Source organism: Serratia sp. DD3 (assembly GCF_000496755.2).
Window position 1 is genome coordinate 93810 of sequence record NZ_AYKS02000041.1, and the last position, 19311, is coordinate 113120.

General features: G+C 51.4%; 17 protein-coding genes and 2 tRNA genes. 17 read left to right on the plus strand and 2 right to left on the minus strand.

All coding sequences use genetic code 11. From position 1 onward, the window contains the following. Positions 1–148 precede the first annotated feature (148 nt). From folP to yedF, 17 genes are all read left to right on the plus strand, one after another. A complete protein-coding gene (gene folP, locus IO95_RS06730; RefSeq protein WP_023489022.1) occupies positions 149–982 on the plus strand; it encodes a dihydropteroate synthase in 834 nt (277 codons plus the stop codon). 7 nt (positions 983–989) lie between these two features. After that, entirely contained in the window at positions 990–2327 is a 1338-nt protein-coding gene (gene glmM / locus IO95_RS06735) for a phosphoglucosamine mutase (protein ID WP_023489021.1), read from the plus strand. 273 nt (positions 2328–2600) lie between these two features. Further along, positions 2601–2936, plus strand: a complete 336-nt coding sequence (gene secG, locus IO95_RS06740; protein WP_023489020.1) for a preprotein translocase subunit SecG — start codon at positions 2601–2603, stop codon at positions 2934–2936. A gap of 67 nt (positions 2937–3003) precedes the next feature. Beyond that, positions 3004–3090: transfer RNA gene (locus IO95_RS06745), tRNA-Leu, on the plus strand. A gap of 60 nt (positions 3091–3150) precedes the next feature. Beyond that, positions 3151–3227: transfer RNA gene (locus IO95_RS06750), tRNA-Met, on the plus strand. Between the two features lie 217 nt (positions 3228–3444). After that, positions 3445–3897 (plus strand): ribosome maturation factor RimP, encoded by a 453-nt coding sequence (gene rimP / locus IO95_RS06755; RefSeq protein WP_072011652.1) that lies wholly within the window; start codon positions 3445–3447, stop codon positions 3895–3897. A 21-nt stretch (positions 3898–3918) separates the two neighbouring features. Then, positions 3919–5427, plus strand: a complete 1509-nt coding sequence (gene nusA / locus IO95_RS06760) for a transcription termination factor NusA (protein ID WP_023489018.1) — start codon at positions 3919–3921, stop codon at positions 5425–5427. A 27-nt stretch (positions 5428–5454) separates the two neighbouring features. Continuing rightward, a complete protein-coding gene (infB, locus tag IO95_RS06765) occupies positions 5455–8148 on the plus strand; it encodes a translation initiation factor IF-2 (RefSeq protein WP_023489017.1) in 2694 nt (897 codons plus the stop codon). A 68-nt stretch (positions 8149–8216) separates the two neighbouring features. Further along, positions 8217–8627 carry a 30S ribosome-binding factor RbfA gene (rbfA, locus tag IO95_RS06770; protein WP_023489016.1) on the plus strand — a complete coding sequence of 137 codons (411 nt, stop codon included), beginning with the start codon at positions 8217–8219 and terminating at the stop codon, positions 8625–8627. Next, positions 8627–9613, plus strand: coding sequence for a tRNA pseudouridine(55) synthase TruB (gene truB, locus IO95_RS06775; protein WP_023489015.1), 987 nt, complete (start codon positions 8627–8629; stop codon positions 9611–9613). The genes rbfA and truB overlap by 1 nt, the downstream gene beginning before the upstream one ends. 148 nt (positions 9614–9761) lie before the next feature. Further along, a complete protein-coding gene (rpsO, locus tag IO95_RS06780) occupies positions 9762–10031 on the plus strand; it encodes a 30S ribosomal protein S15 (protein ID WP_023489014.1) in 270 nt (89 codons plus the stop codon). Positions 10032–10397: 366 nt separating this feature from the next. Then, on the plus strand, positions 10398–12518 hold the full coding sequence (pnp, locus tag IO95_RS06785; protein WP_023489013.1) for a polyribonucleotide nucleotidyltransferase: 2121 nt from the start codon (positions 10398–10400) through the stop codon (positions 12516–12518). A 126-nt stretch (positions 12519–12644) separates the two neighbouring features. Beyond that, positions 12645–13529, plus strand: a complete 885-nt coding sequence (gene nlpI, locus IO95_RS06790; RefSeq protein ID WP_023489012.1) for a lipoprotein NlpI — start codon at positions 12645–12647, stop codon at positions 13527–13529. A gap of 167 nt (positions 13530–13696) precedes the next feature. Continuing rightward, a complete protein-coding gene (yrbN, locus tag IO95_RS26430) occupies positions 13697–13777 on the plus strand; it encodes a protein YrbN (RefSeq protein WP_152554907.1) in 81 nt (26 codons plus the stop codon). After that, positions 13767–15677, plus strand: coding sequence for a DEAD/DEAH family ATP-dependent RNA helicase (locus tag IO95_RS06795; RefSeq protein WP_023489011.1), 1911 nt, complete (start codon positions 13767–13769; stop codon positions 15675–15677). Before yrbN ends, IO95_RS06795 begins: the two co-directional genes overlap by 11 nt. 130 nt (positions 15678–15807) lie before the next feature. Next, positions 15808–17022, plus strand: coding sequence for a selenium metabolism membrane protein YedE/FdhT (gene yedE / locus IO95_RS06800; protein ID WP_023489010.1), 1215 nt, complete (start codon positions 15808–15810; stop codon positions 17020–17022). Then, entirely contained in the window at positions 17019–17258 is a 240-nt protein-coding gene (gene yedF, locus IO95_RS06805) for a sulfurtransferase-like selenium metabolism protein YedF (RefSeq protein ID WP_023489009.1), read from the plus strand. Before yedE ends, yedF begins: the two co-directional genes overlap by 4 nt. A 72-nt stretch (positions 17259–17330) precedes the next feature. Here yedF and IO95_RS06810 read toward each other — a convergent pair whose 3' ends face one another. Continuing rightward, positions 17331–18209, minus strand: a complete 879-nt coding sequence (locus IO95_RS06810; RefSeq protein WP_023489008.1) for a U32 family peptidase — start codon at positions 18207–18209, stop codon at positions 17331–17333. Between the two features lie 11 nt (positions 18210–18220). Next, entirely contained in the window at positions 18221–19216 is a 996-nt protein-coding gene (locus IO95_RS06815; protein ID WP_023489007.1) for a peptidase U32 family protein, read from the minus strand. Positions 19217–19311 lie beyond the last annotated feature (95 nt).

Consider the following 19311-nt stretch of genomic DNA (forward strand, 5'->3'; position numbering starts at 1 on the left):
GACTTACTTACACCCTGTGAGCACTATGCTGACAGGGTGTTTTTCTTTGTATAGATCGTTGGCTGGGAATATCATGGGATCAAATGTGCGGAGCTTGGTGAACGATGAGCTTCAGCCCAATCAGTTTTAACGCTAAGGTGTAATAATCATGCAGTTAATTGTTGGTGACCAAAACCTTAATCTTAATCATCCTCAGGTGATGGGCATCCTCAATGTCACTCCAGACTCATTCTCTGATGGTGGGCGGCATAACGCACTTAACGATGCGCTATTGCATGCTCATGCGCTAATCTCGGCCGGAGCAACGATGATTGACGTGGGGGGGGAATCGACTCGCCCTGGTGCGGCAGCGGTCAGTGAAGAGGAGGAAATAGCGCGTGTCGTCCCGGTTGTGGAAGCATTGGTACAGCGCTTTGAGATCTTTATCTCGGTGGATACGTCAAAAGCGGCAGTGATCCGCGAATCTGCTAAAGCCGGGGCTCACCTGATTAATGATATTCGAGCGTTACAGGAGCCTGGAGCCCTGCAGGCGGCTGCTGAAAGCGGTCTACCTGTTTGCCTGATGCATATGCAAGGTGAGCCGTGTACCATGCAACAGGCACCGCATTATGATGACTTGATGGGGGAGGTTAATGCCTTTTTCCAGCACCATATTGACCGCTGCGTCGCCGCGGGTATCGAAAAACAGAAATTGTTGCTCGACCCAGGCTTCGGTTTCGGTAAGAATTTAGCGCATAATTATCAGCTTCTGGCCAGGCTCTCGGAGTTTCATCACTTTGGTTTGCCACTGTTGGTGGGGATGTCACGTAAGTCGATGATCGGCCAATTGTTGAATGTGCCGCCGGACCAACGGGTTATTGGCAGTGTTGCCTGTGCGGTGATTGCCGCCATGCAGGGAGCGCAGATAGTCAGAGTGCACGATGTAAAAGAAACCGTCGAGGCGATGCGTGTCGTCGAGGCAACACTTTCAGCAAAGGGATAGTAGAGATATGAGTGAGCGCAAATACTTTGGTACTGATGGTATCCGTGGCAAAGTGGGTGACAGCCCAATAACTCCGGAATTTGTCCTCAAGTTAGGCTGGGCTGCGGGTAAGGTATTGGCGCGCCATGGCTCTCGTAAAATTATTATTGGTAAAGATACCCGCATTTCAGGGTATATGCTTGAGTCTGCATTAGAAGCCGGGCTGGCAGCGGCGGGGCTTTCCGCTTCGTTCACTGGCCCGATGCCAACCCCTGCGGTGGCTTACCTGACGCGTACTTTCCGTGCAGAAGCCGGAATCGTTATTTCTGCCTCGCATAACCCATTTTATGATAACGGCATCAAATTCTTCTCTATCGATGGGGCCAAGTTGCCAGACGATGTGGAAGAGGCCATCGAAGCAGAGATGGAAAAGCCATTGACCTGCGTTGAATCAGCGGAACTGGGTAAAGCTACGCGTATCGTCGATGCCGCCGGGCGCTATATCGAATTCTGCAAAGGGACCTTCCCGAGTGAGCTCAACCTGAATGGCTTGAAAATTGTGGTGGACTGCGCCAATGGGGCGACCTACCACATTGCTCCCAGTGTGTTGCGTGAACTAGGGGCGACTGTAATTGCTATCGGTTGTGATCCTGATGGGATGAACATCAATGAAGAGTGTGGTGCCACGGATGCTCGTCAATTACAGGCCCGAGTGCTGGAAGAGAAGGCAGATGTTGGCTTGGCCTTTGATGGTGACGGTGACCGCGTAATCATGGTTGACCATTTGGGGCAGAAGGTGGACGGTGACCAGATCCTCTACATTATTGCCCGTGAAGGTTTGCGCCAAGGGCAACTGCGCGGTGGTGCGGTTGGCACATTGATGAGTAACATGGGCCTGGAGCTGGCACTGAAGCAACTCGGCATTCCATTTGCACGTGCGAAAGTGGGCGACCGTTACGTGTTGGAAAAACTGCAAGAGTTGGGCTGGCGTATTGGGGCGGAAAACTCGGGTCACGTGATTTTGCTGGATAAGACCACCACCGGTGATGGCATTGTGGCCGGCTTGCAGGTGCTGACGGCAATGGTGCGTAACCAGATGAGCTTGCACGACTTGTGCAGTGGTATGAAATTATTGCCACAGATCCTGGTCAATGTCCGTTTTGTTGGTGAGCATAACCCGTTGCAGTCAGAGGCTGTGGTGAAAGTGACTGAGCAGGTGGAAGCTGAACTGGCGGGGCGTGGCCGCGTATTGCTGCGTAAATCAGGCACTGAGCCATTGATCCGTGTGATGGTGGAAGGTGAAGATGAGCAGCAGGTTAAAGATCTGGCGCACCGTATTGCTGATGCCGTGAAACTGGCAGGGTAAGTTACCGTTTTTGCGCAGGCACGGGTTATTAGGCTGCTTTTCCAGCCGTAGTCTGTGCTTGCGTAAGTCACCGAATTAGCGTGTATTGGTTTTTTTTTCTGCAAACGCATCGGTGGGCGCAAATTGCCCTTGCGTGCTGTAACGGCTTTGGTTAGTATTCACACCCGCTTCAGTGGCCTGTTGAGTAACACGCCATGCCTTATTTTAGTTGGGCAAGTTTTGAGGCGAGAAGCATTTGGCACGCGGTGAACCCGCAAGGATACAGGTACAACTATGTACGAAGCTCTTTTGGTAATTTTCTTGCTGGTCTCTATCGGGCTTGTTGGCTTGATTATGCTGCAGCAAGGTAAAGGCGCTGATATGGGGGCCTCATTCGGAGCAGGTGCATCTGGCACGTTGTTCGGATCGACTGGCTCAGGCAACTTTATGACTCGCATGACGGCTGTTCTAGCGACGTTGTTTTTTGTTGCCAGCTTGGTTCTGGGCAATATGAGCAGCAACCAGGGCAAGAAGCAAAGCGAGTGGGAAAACCTGGGGCAGCCAGTGAAAACTGAGCAGACCACTGTACCGGCAGCACCCGCTAAGCCAGTTAGCGATATCCCGCAGTAATGCGTTGAAAGGTTTTATCCTGGTTGCTTTAAGTCTACTGAAAGCAGCCAGCTAAGTAAGAATCAGTACCGAGGTGGTGGAATTGGTAGACACGCTACCTTGAGGTGGTAGTGCCCTAACGGGCTTGTGGGTTCGAGTCCCATCCTCGGTACCAAATCCCAGAGATAACTTGCTTTTTGGCAATTATCGGCGTAGTATTTGCCACGTTTTCGGACGCGGGGTGGAGCAGCCTGGTAGCTCGTCGGGCTCATAACCCGAAGGTCGTCGGTTCAAATCCGGCCCCCGCAACCACTTTCCTTTAAGTATTTATTTTCAAATACACTTTTCGATTGAAATCAACTTTTCTCGAACAACATTTGAAAATGATACTTATCAGAAAGTTGTACCGAAGCCGCTTTGCGGCAAACAGGGTCCAGTTGCATAATGCCCCGAATTTTCGGGGTTTTTTGTTATTTGGCAATAGAATCACTGGGCTATTAAGCCCTTTTTTTATGTCTTGGGGGTGGGCTTGTCCACATTAGAGCAAAAATTAACAGAGATGCTTTCCGCACCAGTAGAGGCGTTGGGCTTTGAGCTTGTAGGTATCGAATTTATTCGGTCGCGACAATCGACACTACGTATCTATATTGATAGTGATAACGGAATCAATGTTGATGATTGTGCTGATGTCAGCCACCAGGTCAGCGCGGTGTTGGATGTCGAAGATCCGATTTCGGTCGCTTATAACCTGGAAGTCTCCTCTCCCGGCCTTGATCGACCAATGTTCACCGCACAACACTATCAGCGTTTTATCGGTGAAGAGGTCAGCGTTGTTTTACGGATGGCCATACAGAATCGTCGTAAATGGCAGGGTATCATCAAGTCTGTTGAAGGCGAGATGATCACGGTGGCTGTGGAAGGGAAAGATGAAGTGTTTGCGCTGAGTAATATTCAGAAAGCGAACCTGATACCCCATTTTTAAAATTTGGATGAGGCAACTAGGATGAACAAAGAGATTCTGGCTGTTGTTGAAGCTGTTTCCAATGAAAAATCCCTTCCGCGTGAGAAGATTTTTGAAGCGTTGGAAAGCGCCTTGGCAACGGCGACCAAGAAAAAATATGAGCAGGAAATCGACGTGCGTGTCGCCATTGACCGTAAAACCGGCGATTTTGACACTTTCCGCCGCTGGGTCGCTGTTGATGAAGTCACTCAGCCGACACGTGAAATTACACTGGAAGCTGCACAGTTTGAAGAACCGTCCATTGAACTGGGCGGTTACATTGAAGATCAGATCGAATCAGTGACGTTTGACCGTATCACGACCCAGACGGCAAAACAGGTTATCGTACAAAAAGTTCGTGAAGCTGAACGTGCGATGGTGGTTGACGCTTTCCGTGAACAGGAAGGTGAGATTGTTACCGGCGTGGTGAAAAAGGTTAACCGCGACAGTATTGCGTTGGATTTAGGCAACAACGCCGAAGCGGTTATTGGCCGTGAAGATATGCTGCCACGTGAAAACTTCCGCCCTGGTGACCGTATTCGTGGTGTGCTGTATGCGGTACGTCCAGAAGCGCGTGGTGCGCAACTGTTCGTCAGCCGTTCGAGCCCTGACATGCTCAAAGAGCTGTTCCGCATTGAAGTGCCGGAAATCGGTGAAGAGGTGATTGAAATTAAAGCGGCTGCCCGTGACCCCGGCTCCCGTGCAAAAATTGCAGTAAAAACCAACGATAAGCGTATCGACCCAGTGGGTGCTTGTGTTGGTATGCGTGGTGCCCGTGTTCAGGCCGTTTCCAGCGAGCTGGGTGGGGAGCGCATTGATATTATCCTGTGGGATGATAACCCTGCACAATTCGTCATTAACGCCATGGCGCCGGCAGATGTTGCCTCTATCGTGGTTGATGAAGACAAATGCACCATGGACATCGCTGTTGAAGCCAGCAACCTGGCCCAGGCGATTGGCCGTAATGGTCAAAACGTGCGTCTGGCCTCTCAGTTGCTGAAACAGCATCGCGATGATGACCGCTGGGAACTCAACGTGATGACTGCCGATGATCTCCAGGCCAAACATCAGGCTGAGACTCATGCCGCTATCGATACTTTCACCAAGTATCTTGATATTGACGAAGATTTCGCTACCGTCCTGGTGGAAGAAGGCTTCGCAACGCTGGAAGAGCTGGCCTATGTCCCAATCAAAGAGTTACTGGCGATTGATGGGCTGGATGAAGATACCGTTGAGGCCTTGCGGGATCGTGCCAAAGCGGCGTTGACCACATTGGCTCTGGCGCAAGAAGAGAGCCTGGGTGGTCAGAAACCAGCAGATGATTTGCTCGACCTTGCGGGGCTTGAGCGTAGTATGGCCTTTAAACTGGCTGCGCATGGGGTTTGTACGCTGGAAGATCTCGCCGAGCAGGGAGTTGACGACCTGACTGATATCGAAGGTCTTGACGCTGAACAAGCTGGCGAATTGATTATGGCCGCACGTAATATCTGCTGGTTTGGCGATAACGCGTAATAAACTACTGTAGCAGGAAGGAACAGCATGACGACAGATGTAACCGTAAAATCCCTGGCTGCAGAGATTCAGACTTCGGTTGATCGCCTGGTACAGCAGTTTGCTGACGCAGGGATCGAAAAGTCCGAGAATGACTCTGTAACCCAACAAGAGAAAGAAAAATTGCTGGCGCACCTGAACCATGATCATGGTGTTGCGCCAGATAAACTCACGCTGCAACGTAAAACACGCAGCACATTGAATATTCCGAGCACCGGCGGTAAAAGTAAATCGGTGCAAATTGAGGTCCGCAAGAAGCGCACTTATGTAAATCGCGATACGCAAGAAGCCCAGCAGGCTGAAGCGGCAGAGCAGGCAAAGCGTGAAGCGGAAGAGCAGGCACAGCGCGAAGCGGAAGAGCTAGCGAAACGTGAAGCCGACGCTAAACGTGCCGCCGAAGAGCAAGCCAAACGTGAGGCCGCAGCGATTACCAAGAGTAATTCAGCGGAAAAAGAAAAAGTGACCAATCAACATACCGATGAAATGACCAAGCCAGCTCAGGCAGAAAAAGCACGTCGTGAAGCCGAAGCCGCTGAACTTAAGCGTAAAGCGGAAGAAGAAGTACGCCGTAAGGTTGAAGAAAATGCCAAACGTGTAGCGGAAGAAGCGCGTCGTATGGCTGAAGAGAACGGTGAACAGTGGGCGCAAGCCGAGGCAGCTAGTGCTGCAATTGAGTCCGCTGACTACCATGTGACCACCTCTCAGCACGCCCGTGCTGCGGAAGATGAAAACGATGCCAAAGTTGAAGGGGATCGTCGTAGTCGTAGCCGTGGTGGTAAAGCGACTAAACAGAAAAAAGGCAACAAACTTTCTGAGTCGAAAGCGGATCGTGAAGAAGCGCGTGCAGTCACTCGTGGCGGTAAAGGTAAGCGTAAACCGAGTACGCTGCAGCAGGGCTTTAACAAACCTGTTCAGGCAGTGAACCGCGATGTCATTATCGGTGAAACCATTACGGTTGCCGAACTGGCTAACAAGATGGCGGTAAAAGGTTCTCAGGTTATCAAAGCAATGATGAAACTGGGCGCCATGGCCACCATCAATCAAGTGATTGATCAGGAAACGGCACAACTGGTTGCTGAAGAGATGGGCCACAAGGTTATCCTGCGTCGTGAGAACGAGCTGGAAGAAGCGCTGATGAGTGACCGTGATACGGGTGCTGCGGCTGGTGCTGAACCTCGTGCACCGGTTGTCACTATCATGGGTCACGTTGACCACGGTAAAACCTCTCTGCTTGACTATATCCGCTCGACAAAAGTCGCTGTTGGCGAAGCCGGTGGTATTACTCAACACATCGGTGCTTACCATGTGGAAACCGAGAACGGCATGATCACCTTCCTGGATACACCAGGACACGCCGCCTTTACCTCAATGCGTGCACGTGGTGCGCAAGCGACGGATATCGTGGTACTGGTGGTGGCAGCGGACGACGGTGTGATGCCACAGACGATTGAAGCTATTCAGCATGCTCAAGCGGCGAAAGTACCACTGGTGGTTGCGGTTAACAAAATCGATAAGCATGAAGCGGATCCAGACCGTGTTAAGCAAGAATTGTCGCAGTATGGTGTGATGTCAGAAGATTGGGGCGGTGAAGCACAATTCGTTCATGTCTCCGCCAAAGCTGGTACCGGTATCGACGAACTGTTGGATGCTATCTTGCTGCAAGCCGAAGTGCTTGAGCTGAAAGCGGTACGCACTGGCATGGCAAGTGGTGTCGTTATCGAATCTTTCCTGGATAAAGGCCGTGGCCCGGTAGCGACGGTGCTGGTTCAGGAAGGGACATTGAACAAGGGTGATATCGTCCTGTGCGGCTTTGAGTATGGCCGCGTGCGTGCGATGCGTGATGAACTGGGGCGTGAAATCCTCTCTGCGGGTCCTTCTATTCCTGTCGAGATCCTCGGTTTGTCCAGTGTACCTGCAGCTGGTGATGAAGCGACAGTTGTCCGTGACGAGAAGAAAGCCCGTGAAGTGGCGCTCTATCGTCAAGGCAAATTCCGTGAAGTCAAATTGGCACGTCAGCAGAAGTCTAAACTGGAAAACATGTTCTCCAACATGACCGAAGGTGAAGTGTCTGAACTGAACATCGTGCTGAAAACTGACGTACAGGGAACCTGTGAAGCTATTTCTGATTCACTGCAGAAACTCTCTACCGATGAAGTGAAAGTGAAGATTGTCGGTTCCGGTGTCGGTGGGATCACTGAAACTGATGCAACGTTAGCCGCCGCATCTAATGCGATTATTCTGGGCTTCAACGTGCGTGCTGATGCATCTGCTCGCCGCGTTATTGAAGCAGAAAGCCTGGATCTGCGTTACTACTCGGTCATCTATAACCTGATCGACGAAGTGAAGCAGGCAATGAGTGGCATGCTATCACCTGAATACAAGCAACAGATCATCGGCCTGGCCGAAGTGCGTGACGTATTCAAATCACCTAAGTTCGGTGCTATTGCTGGCTGTATGGTTACTGAAGGTAATATTAAGCGTCATAATCCAATTCGTGTGCTGCGTGACAACGTGGTTATCTATGAAGGTGAGCTGGAATCCCTGCGCCGCTTCAAGGATGACGTTAACGAAGTCCGTAACGGCATGGAATGTGGTATTGGCGTTAAGAACTATAACGACGTGCGCGTTGGCGACATGATCGAAGTGTTTGAAATTATCGAGATTCAGCGCACAATCGCTTAATGTTCGAATAATGCAAAAATAGTGTTGTGGGGGCCATGTGCCCCCTGTTTTGTCTGGAGGATAGCCACATGCCAAAAGAATTCAGCCGCGGTCAACGCGTGGCGCAAGAAATGCAAAAAGAGATTGCCATTATTCTGCAGCGTGAAGTCAAAGATCCACGCATCGGTATGGCGACCGTTTCAGGTGTAGAGGTCTCTCGTGACCTGGCCTATGCCAAAGTCTATGTGACCTTCTTGAATGTTCTCACTGAAAACCACGACCCAGCGCTGGTGACTAACGGTATTAAAGCGTTGCAGGACGCTGCGGGGTATATCCGCACCCTGTTGGGTAAAGCCATGCGCCTGCGGGTAGTACCGGAGTTGACGTTTGCCTACGACAATTCGCTGGTTGAAGGGATGCGTATGTCTAACCTGGTGACCAATGTGGTGAAGCACGACGAAGAGCGTCGTAGCGCATCAGGCGACAACGAGGAGGCTTAATGAGTCGTCCTCGCCGCCGCGGCCGTGATATCCACGGTGTACTGCTGCTGGATAAGCCACAAAACCTGTCGTCCAATGATGCTCTACAAAAAGTAAAGCGTATCTACAATGCCAACCGTGCAGGTCATACCGGGGCACTCGATCCATTAGCGACCGGTATGCTGCCGATTTGCCTGGGTGAAGCGACTAAATTTTCCCAGTATCTGCTCGATTCCGATAAACGTTACCGTGTGATTGCCCGTTTGGGGCAACGCACGGATACTTCGGATGCGGATGGGCAGATCGTGCAACAGCGGCCGGTCAGTTTCACGCAGGCACAACTGGATGCGGCGTTGCAGACCTTCCGGGGGAATATCCAGCAAGTTCCTTCCATGTATTCAGCGCTGAAATATCAGGGCAAAAAGCTGTATGAGTACGCTCGGCAGGGTATTGAAGTTCCACGTGAAGCGCGTGCTATCACCGTCTACGAGCTCCAATTTATCCGCTGGGAAGGGGATGAACTGGAACTGGAGGTCCACTGTTCGAAAGGGACCTATATTCGCACCATTATCGATGATTTGGGTGAACTGCTGGGGTGTGGGGCGCATGTGATATATCTGCGGCGTCTGCAAGTGGCGAAATACCCACTGGCCCGTATGGTTACTCTGGATCAACTCAACGCTTTACTGGAACAGGCCAATCAACAAGGTCAGGTTGCCAGTGAGTTGCTCGATCCGCTGCTGATGCCGATGGATAGCCCTGCGGCAGATTTTCCGGTTGTGAACTTGTCGTCCGCTGTCGCCTATTACGTTAAACAGGGGCAACCGGTACAAGTTAGCCATGCGCCATCCGCTGGTTTGGTGCGTATGACTGAAGGCGAAACAGGGAAATTTATCGGTATTGGCGAGATTGCTGATGATGGTCGGGTGGCACCGCGTCGCTTAGTGGTTGAATATACAGACGATACCCCCGTTCAGCTGAAAGCCCTGCCAAAGGCGGCTGAATAACATAATCGATATATCTATAACTTGAATGGTTATCGCTGCCTTGCCTTGCGATCATACAAGGCTAAGAGTAGAATAGCGCAGTTAATTATTGGGTTGCTGAATTAGAGATCGGCGCCCGTGTCTGTTATTTATAATTTGGAGTATGACAATGTCTCTAAGTGTTGAAGCTAAAGCTAAAATCGTAGCTGATTTCGGTCGTGGTACTAACGACAGCGGTTCTACCGAAGTTCAGGTTGCCCTGTTAACTGCGCAGATTAACCATCTGCAAGGCCACTTCTCAGAACACAAAAAAGATCACCACAGCCGTCGTGGTCTGCTGCGTATGGTTTCTCAGCGTCGTAAGCTGCTGGACTACCTGAAGCGTAAAGATGTAGCACGTTATGCCAGCCTGATTGAACGTCTGGGTCTGCGTCGCTAATCGAACAAGTTTCAGTAGAAAGGGGCCAAATTGGCCCCTTTCTTCTAGGAAGCATAGACAAATAAGGTTAATGTATTACTAGGTTCTTCCGTTACAGCGGTTCGCGCGGCTAATGAGAGGCTTTATCTTGGTTTGTATACCCAAGTTCAATCGAGTTGCAGGTAGGCGACAAGAGAGTGAGTCCCTAGGAGCATAGATAACTATGTGACTAGGGTGAACGAGTGTAGTCAACACCCCTGCAGTTTGATTGGCGATGGGTATGAGATAAAGATTGTCATTAGTCGCGAGGATGTAATGTGAAGGCAAGTCGATTCCCGGGTGTGTCGCGTAACCAATACTGACGTACCCTCAACGAAGGATTAAATTTTGCTGACACCAATTATTCGCAAATTCCAGTATGGTCAACATACAGTCACTATTGAGACGGGAATGATGGCTCGTCAAGCCACAGCCGCCGTGATGGTGAATATGGATGATACAGCGGTATTCGTTACCGTTGTGGGCCAAAAGAAAGCCAAACCGGGGCAGTCCTTCTTCCCGTTGACGGTTAACTATCAGGAACGTACCTATGCAGTTGGTCGTATTCCGGGGAGTTTCTTCCGCCGTGAAGGCCGCCCAAGTGAAGGTGAAACCCTGACTTCCCGTCTGATTGACCGCCCAATTCGTCCGCTGTTTCCAGATAGCTTCCTCAATGAAGTTCAGGTGATCGCTACAGTCGTCTCTCTTAACCCACAGGTTAACCCGGACATTGTCGCCATGATCGGTGCTTCTGCTGCTCTGAGCCTGTCGGGTATCCCGTTCAATGGCCCAATTGGCGCTGCCCGTGTGGGTTACATTAACGACCAGTATGTGCTGAACCCAACTGCGGATGAGCTGAAAGAATCTCGCCTCGACCTAGTGGTTGCTGGTACCGCTGGTGCGGTGCTGATGGTGGAATCTGAAGCCGAAGTACTGAGTGAAGAGCAGATGTTGGGTGCCGTGGTGTTTGGCCATGAGCAACAACAAGTCGTTATCGAAAACATTAATGACTTGGTGCGTGAAGCTGGCAAACCTAAGTGGGATTGGCAGCCTACGCCAATCAACGAAGCGCTGCATGCTCGTGTAGCCGAACTGGCTGAAAGCCGCTTGGGCGATGCTTACCACATTACTGAGAAGCAAGCGCGTTATGCTCAAGTTGATGCGGTTAAAGACAGCGTAGTGGAAACACTGCTGGCACAAGATGAAACACTGGATGCCGGTGAAATCCAGGACATCCTGGGTGATGTTGAGAAACAAGTGGTGCGTAGTCGCGTACTGCGTGGCGAACCACGTATCGATGGTCGCGAAAAAGACATGATCCGTGGTCTGGACGTGCGTACCGGTGTTCTGCCTCGTACCCACGGTTCGGCGCTGTTTACCCGTGGCGAAACCCAGGCTCTGGTTACCGCCACGCTGGGCACCGCGCGTGACGCACAGATTATCGATGAGCTGATGGGCGAAAAAACCGACAGCTTCCTGTTCCACTACAATTTCCCTCCGTACTCGGTGGGTGAAACCGGCATGGTCGGTTCGCCTAAACGCCGTGAAATTGGCCATGGTCGCCTGGCAAAACGCGGCGTATTGGCTATGATGCCTAAGCCGGAAGATTTTCCGTACACGGTACGTGTAGTGTCTGAAATCACTGAATCCAATGGTTCTTCCTCTATGGCTTCGGTCTGCGGTGCTTCTCTGGCACTGATGGATGCTGGTGTGCCAATCAAGTCTGCGGTTGCGGGTATCGCCATGGGCTTGGTGAAAGAGCAGGATAATTTTGTGGTTCTGTCTGATATTCTGGGTGACGAAGACCACCTGGGTGACATGGACTTCAAAGTTGCCGGTAGCCGTGAAGGTATCACCGCACTGCAGATGGACATTAAAATTGAAGGCATCACCCGTGAGATCATGCAGGTGGCGCTGAATCAGGCTAAGGGTGCGCGTTTGCACATTCTGGGTGTGATGGAGCAGGCCATCAGCACGCCTCGTGGTGACATTTCTGAGTTTGCACCGCGTATCCATACTATCAAGATTAATCCAGACAAGATTAAAGACGTGATTGGTAAAGGTGGTTCGGTTATCCGTGCGTTGACTGAAGAAACCGGTACCACCATTGAAATTGAAGATGATGGTACAGTGAAAATTGCTGCTACCGATGGCGATAAAGCGAAGTATGCTATTCGTCGCATCGAAGAGATCACTGCTGAGATCGAAGTTGGCCGTGTGTACCAGGGTAAAGTGACCCGTATCGTTGATTTTGGTGCTTTCGTGGCCATCGGCGGCGGCAAAGAAGGTCTGGTGCATATTTCTCAAATTGCCGACAAGCGTGTTGAGAAAGTGACTGACTATCTGCAGATGGGCCAAGAAGTTCCGGTCAAGGTACTGGAAGTTGATCGCCAGGGCCGTGTACGCCTGAGCATCAAAGAAGCCACAGCGCCAGAAGCGTCTGCAGCTCCTGCGCCAGAAGCAGAATAAGTGTATCAATAACTTTACAGTCCCCGCCTTCGCGGCGGGGCTGTTATCATCGTGCGGGTAGGATGCTCGCGTTTTAGCAAGCGGAGGACAGGACGTTCAGCCAATGTTTGTTTTTGGGAGTAAGAAATGAAGCCTTTCTTGCGCTGGTGTTACGTTGCGACAGCACTTTGGCTGGCAGGATGCAGCAACAATGATTGGCGTAAAGATGACGTTCTGGCTATTCCGTTGCAGCCCACATTGCAGCAGGAAGTGATCTTGGCGCGCATGGAACAGATACTTGCCAGCCAAGCACTGACTAATGATGAACGCGCACAGCTTTTATATGAGCGCGGAGTGCTGTATGATAGCCTCGGGCTACGTGCTCTAGCGCGCAACGATTTTTCGCAAGCGCTGGCGATACGTCCTGATATGCCGGAAGTTTTTAACTATCTTGGCATTTACTTCACGCAGGCAGGCAATTTTGATGCCGCGTATGAAGCGTTTGATTCTGTACTAGAGCTTGATCCAACTTACAACTACGCGCGTTTAAACCGGGGCATTGCACTGTATTATGGTGGCCGCTTCCTGTTGGCGCAGGATGATCTGCAGGCGTTTTATCAAGACGACCCAAACGATCCCTTCCGTTCGTTATGGCTTTACCTGGTGGAAAGAAGTGTTGATCCCAAGGCAGCCAGCGTTTCGCTCCAGCAGCGTTATGATAAAGCGGACAGAGGGCAATGGGGATGGAATATTGTCGAATTCTACCTGGGTAAAATCAGTGAAAGCACGCTGATGGAAAGACTCAAGGCAGATACAACGGATAACACTTCGCTCGCTGAACATCTCAGTGAAACAAACTTCTATTTAGGTAAGTATTACCTAAGTCTGGGGGATAAGGACAGCGCTACTGCGTTGTTCAAACTGACGGTAGCTAACAACGTTCATAACTTTGTTGAGCACCGCTATGCATTGTTGGAATTGGCTCTACTGGGCCAAGAACAAGACGACCTATCGGAATCCGACCAACAATAGCTGACAGACACTATATCCAATAAATTTCGAGTTGCCGCTAACGCACAGCCAGGAAAATAGAGGATCTCAGCCTGAGATACATTGGTTTTTGACCAAAATTATCGCCTTGGCGGGCGAGGGCTTTTTGTCTGTTTTATAAACAAATTTGAGCCGGTTCACACTTTTAAATGAAAACGACTGAAAGTTTTCTCGACGAGTTATGTAAACTGGCTGCCATCATTAATGAGACACGTTTACATGACTACTGAGTTTGAAACTTCTTTTGCTGATCTGGGCCTATCTGCACCGATCATTGCTGCCCTGACTGATTTGGGCTATGAAAAACCATCACCGATTCAGGCTGAGTGTATTCCTCACCTGTTAAATGGCCGCGATGTGCTGGGTATGGCCCAGACTGGTAGCGGCAAAACTGCAGCGTTCTCGCTGCCCCTGCTGCATAACTTGGATGCGGCGTTAAAAGCACCACAAATTCTGGTGTTGGCACCGACACGCGAACTGGCCGTTCAGGTTTCTGAAGCCATGGCTGATTTCGCCAAACATATGCATGGCGTCAATGTTGTCGCCTTGTACGGTGGCCAGCGTTATGACGTACAATTGCGCGCTTTGCGCCAAGGGCCACAAATTGTGGTCGGTACGCCAGGCCGCCTGTTGGATCACCTCAAGCGTGGTACCTTGAACCTGTCCAGCTTGAAAGGTCTGGTGCTGGATGAAGCCGATGAAATGCTACGCATGGGCTTTATTGAAGATGTAGAAACCATTATGGCGCAGATCCCGGCGGAACATCAGACCGCACTGTTTTCTGCCACCATGCCGGAAGTGATCCGCCGTATTACACGCCGTTTTATGAAAGATCCGCAGGAAGTTCGCATCCAATCTAACGTGACTACTCGCCCGGACATCAGCCAGAGTTACTGGACGGTGCAAGGTATGCGTAAGAACGAAGCGCTGGTGCGTTTCCTGGAATCTGAAGATTTTGACGCAGCGATCATCTTCGTGCGTACCAAAAATGCCACGCTGGAAGTGGCGGAAGCCTTGGAGCGCAGCGGCTACAACAGTGCAGCACTCAACGGCGACATGAACCAGGCACTGCGTGAGCAGACACTGGAGCGTTTGAAAGATGGTCGCTTGAATATTCTGATCGCCACCGACGTTGCTGCTCGTGGCTTGGATGTTGAGCGTATCAGCCTGGTAGTAAACTATGATATCCCTATGGATTCAGAGTCTTACGTTCACCGTATTGGTCGTACTGGCCGTGCAGGCCGTGCTGGCCGCGCATTGTTGTTCGTGGAAAACCGTGAGCGCCGCTTGCTGCGTAACATTGAACACACCATGAAGCTGACCATCCCTGAAGTGGAACTGCCGAATGCAGCGCTTTTGGGTGAACGCCGTCTGGCTAAGTTCGCAGCCAAAGTACAGCAACAGCTGGAAAGCAGTGATCTGGATATGTACCGTGCGCTGTTGGCTAAGCTGCAACCGGCTGAAGAGCTGGAGATGGAAACCTTGGCCGCCGCTTTGCTGAAAATGGCACAGGGTGAGCGTCCGTTGATCCTGCCACCTGATCCGGTATTCAAACCGCGTCAGCGTCGTGAGTTCAATGACCGTGATGATCGTGGTCGTGGTGACCGTGCTGACCGTGGTCGTCGTGATGCTCGTCCAGATAGCCGCGAAGGTGGCGATCGTCCACGTCGTGAGCGCCGTGACGTGGGTGAAATGCAGTTGTATCGCATTGAAGTGGGCCGTGATGACGGTGTGGAAGTTCGTCATATCGTTGGCGCGATTGCTAACGAAGGCGACATCAGCAGCCGTTACATCGGTAACATCAAGTTGTTTGCTTCTCACTCAACCATTGAGTTGCCAAAAGGTATGCCGGGCGAGATCCTGAATCACTTCACTCGTACCCGCATTCTGAATAAACCGATGAACATGCAACTGCTTGGTGATGCACAACCTCATGAACGCCGTGAGCGTCGTGATGGTGCTCCTGCTGCTCCACGCCGCTCTTTTGGTGAGCGCCGTGAAGGTGGCAATGCAGGTGGCAATGCAGGTGGTGAACGCCGTGGTGGTAATTTCAACCGCGATGGCAAACCAGCGCCACGCCGTAGCGATGCCGCACCTAGCACACCACGTCGCCGTTTTGGTGATGCATAATCATTGATTTGGTGATTATCCTCAGAAAACCAGCTTTCTAGCTGGTTTTTTTTCGCCTGAACAACCGCGAATAAAGCAAAGTGGCGTATTATTGCCGGGTTTTTGTCGTCTGATATGCGTAGGAGATGCCATGCACTGGCAGCAATTCAAATCTCAGTACCTGGTACGATTTTGGGCACCGTTGCCGGCGGTGATCGCCGCAGGGTTGCTCTCGACTTATTATTTCGGTCTGACCGGTACTTTCTGGGCCGTGACGGGTGAATTCACGCGCTGGGGCGGGCATCTATTGCAGGGGTTGGGTTTCCATCCTGAACAGTGGGGCTACTTCAAGGTCATCGGCTTGCAAGGGACGCCACTGGAACGCATTGATGGGCGGATGATTATTGGCATGTTTGCCGGTTGTATCGCGGCGGCATTATGGGCCAACAATGTTAAATTACGAATGCCGCAGCACCGTATTCGCATTGCGCAAGCGTTGCTGGGGGGCATCATAGCGGGGTTTGGTGCGCGCTTGGCCATGGGGTGTAATCTGGCCGCCTTTTTTACTGGGATTCCGCAGTTTTCACTACATGCCTGGTTCTTTGCACTGGCAACCGCAGTAGGCTCTTATTTTGGCGCTAAATTCACCCTGCTGCCGATGTTTCGTATCCCGGTCAAATTGCAAAAAGTGAACACCGCTTCCCCACTGACGCAAAAACCTCAGCAGGCTCGCTACCGCTTTCGCTTGGGGATGGTGATTTTTTTCCTCGCGCTGGCTTGGTCATTATGGACACTGTTTGATGCACCCAAGTTGGGTATCGCTATGCTGTTTGGCATAGGGTTCGGTTTGTTGATTGAACGGGCCCAGATCTGCTTTACTTCGGCATTTCGTGACCTGTGGATCACAGGGCGCACCCATATGGCCAAGGCGATAATTCTGGGGATGGTGGTGAGTGCCATTGGCATCTTCAGTTACGTGCAGTTGGGGGTGGCGCCCAAAATCATGTGGGCAGGGCCAAATGCCGTGTTAGGTGGCCTGCTGTTTGGCTTCGGTATTGTCCTGGCGGGTGGTTGTGAAACTGGCTGGATGTATCGTGCGGTTGAAGGGCAAGTTCATTACTGGTGGGTCGGCTTCGGCAATATTATCGGTGCTACGCTACTGGCCTATTTTTGGGATGACCTGGCACCTGCACTGGCGACTAATTATAGCAAGGTTAACCTGCTGGAAGCCTTTGGGCCGATTGGCGGGTTGTTGGTCACTTACCTGATGTTGGGCATCGCTTTTGCCGCCATGCTGTGGTGGGAGAAACGCTTTTTCCGTAATAAACACGACACCCAGACGGTGAATTTAAGGAGTGAAGGATGAAACAGGCTGAAATAGTGCCGGATTATCGCCTGGATATGGTGGGAGAACCTTGCCCCTACCCGGCGGTTGCCACATTAGAGGCGATGCCACAGCTTAAAGCGGGTGAAATACTGGAAGTGATTAGCGATTGTCCGCAGTCGATTAACAATATCCCACTGGATGCGCGTAACCACGGTTACACCGTATTGGACATTCAGCAGGATGGGCCAACCATTCGTTATTTGATCCAGCGCTGATCGAATCAACTGAGTGGCATTAAGGGGCCAGTGGTTTCTGGCCCCCTGAGCATTTTGAGTATTGGAGAGGCCTTACTGCACCAACTCTAACCCGGCAACGCGCCGCCAGTAGCCATTGCATTGCGCGTGATCGGTTAATGCCAAGGGCTGTTGACCTTGCTCGTTAGCGCGGAAACGGTCAATCAAGGCCAGCGTCTCCGCATTTTCTGGTGACAGGCGCACCACATCCACCAATCCCTGCATACCGGCGAGTTCATTGCCCAGGTTGTAACAGTAACCACTCAGGGTTTGAATACCATTGAGCACGAACACCTGTTGATTCTCTTGTGAGTTAACCACTCTGCCCTGGGGATATTTAATGCAGCAGGTTTCACATTCGTCTTTGCCCCTGTTTTCTGAGCGAGCGGTAAAACAGCGCGCGGAGTAAGCCAACGGCAGGTGACCATAGCTGAGCACTTCCACTTCAAACTGCTGGCGGAACCCCAACTCATCACATTGTTGCAGCAAGTTGGCTAACCAGTCGCGGGACAGCTCCACCGGCATACACCAACGTATCATGCCTTGTTTGTGTAACAGACGTAGCGTATAGCCGTTGTAACAATTGAGCGCATGCCCGGCGACAAACGGCAGACCGCGTTCCGCCGCCATATTCACAGTACCGAGATCATTGGCTTCAATCAGAAATTCGCCATTTTCCACATAACGCTTTAATTCGTTCAATTCCGAAGGGGCCTGCAACAGTGCCAGCGTGGATATCACCACCTGCTTACCGGATTTGGCGATCTCCTGGGCCAATGCTAGCCATTCGGTGACTTTCATCTCACGCCGTTTGGTGCAGACAGATTCGCCCAGATAGATAATATCGGCGCTACTATTAACAGCTTGCTGATAAAAGGCTTCCACCTCGGTTTTTGGCCAGTAGTAGAGCACTGGGCCTAATGCATATTTCATGGTTTCTCTCACTACTGCCATTTGCGGTGATAGGCACCCAATGTGGTTTGGGTCCCTTCTGACATCGCGCCGAGCGTCTCCATCCAGGCGGCGTCTGGCTGATAGGTGGCCGGATTGGCGATACAGCGATCAATCGCCTGACGCCAAACCCGTGCCACTTGGCTGACATAGGCTGGGCTGCGTTGACGGCCTTCAATTTTCACCGACGCAATATTGGCGGCTAACAGCTCTGGTAACAATTCCAGCGTATTGAGGCTGGTAGGTTCTTCCAGCGGGTGATAAAGCACGTTATCCACCAGATAGCGGCCTTTACATAGCGTTGGATAACCGGCATTTTCGCCATCCTGATAGCGATCAATCAGCACATTATTCAGCCGCGACTCCATCCCTTGTGCAGTTTGTTGCCAGCGTACAAAGCGCGCCGGGGAACAGGCACCAATGGTATTGGGGGATTCACCGGTCAAATAAGAGGAGAGGTAACAGCGCCCTTCAGCCATGATGCATAAGCTACCAAAGGCAAAAACCTCTAACGGCACCGGGCTGGTACGCGACAATTGCTTGACCTGATGCATGGAAAGCACGCGCGGTAACACCACTCGGGCGACATCAAAGTGGCGCTGATAAAAGCGAATGGCTTCTTCGTTGGTGGCAGAGGCTTGCACCGAGACATGGCGTTCCACCTGCGGATAACGTTCAGCGGCGTATTCCAGCATCGCCAAGTCAGCCAGAATCAGCGCATCTGCCCCCAATTGCGCTGCGACATCCACAGCGCGCTGCCAGCGGACATACCCATCCGGGTGGGCAAAGGTATTGATGGCGATGTGTAATTTGCGACCATGCCGATGTACATAGTCGACGGCTTCCTGTAACTTTTTTTCGGTAAAGTTCAACCCGGCGAAGTGGCGTGCGTTGGTATCGTCTTTCAGGCCGATATAAATTGCATCTGCGCCATTATCTACTGCAGCTTTCAATGCTGGCAGATTACCGGCGGGGCAAAGCAGCTCCATAGGTCTATCCTGATTCAGCCGTGTACCCAGCGAGGGACACGTGGTGATAAATGTTGCCGGTCAACATGATTATCCGGTGGCGGAGTGATATCCAA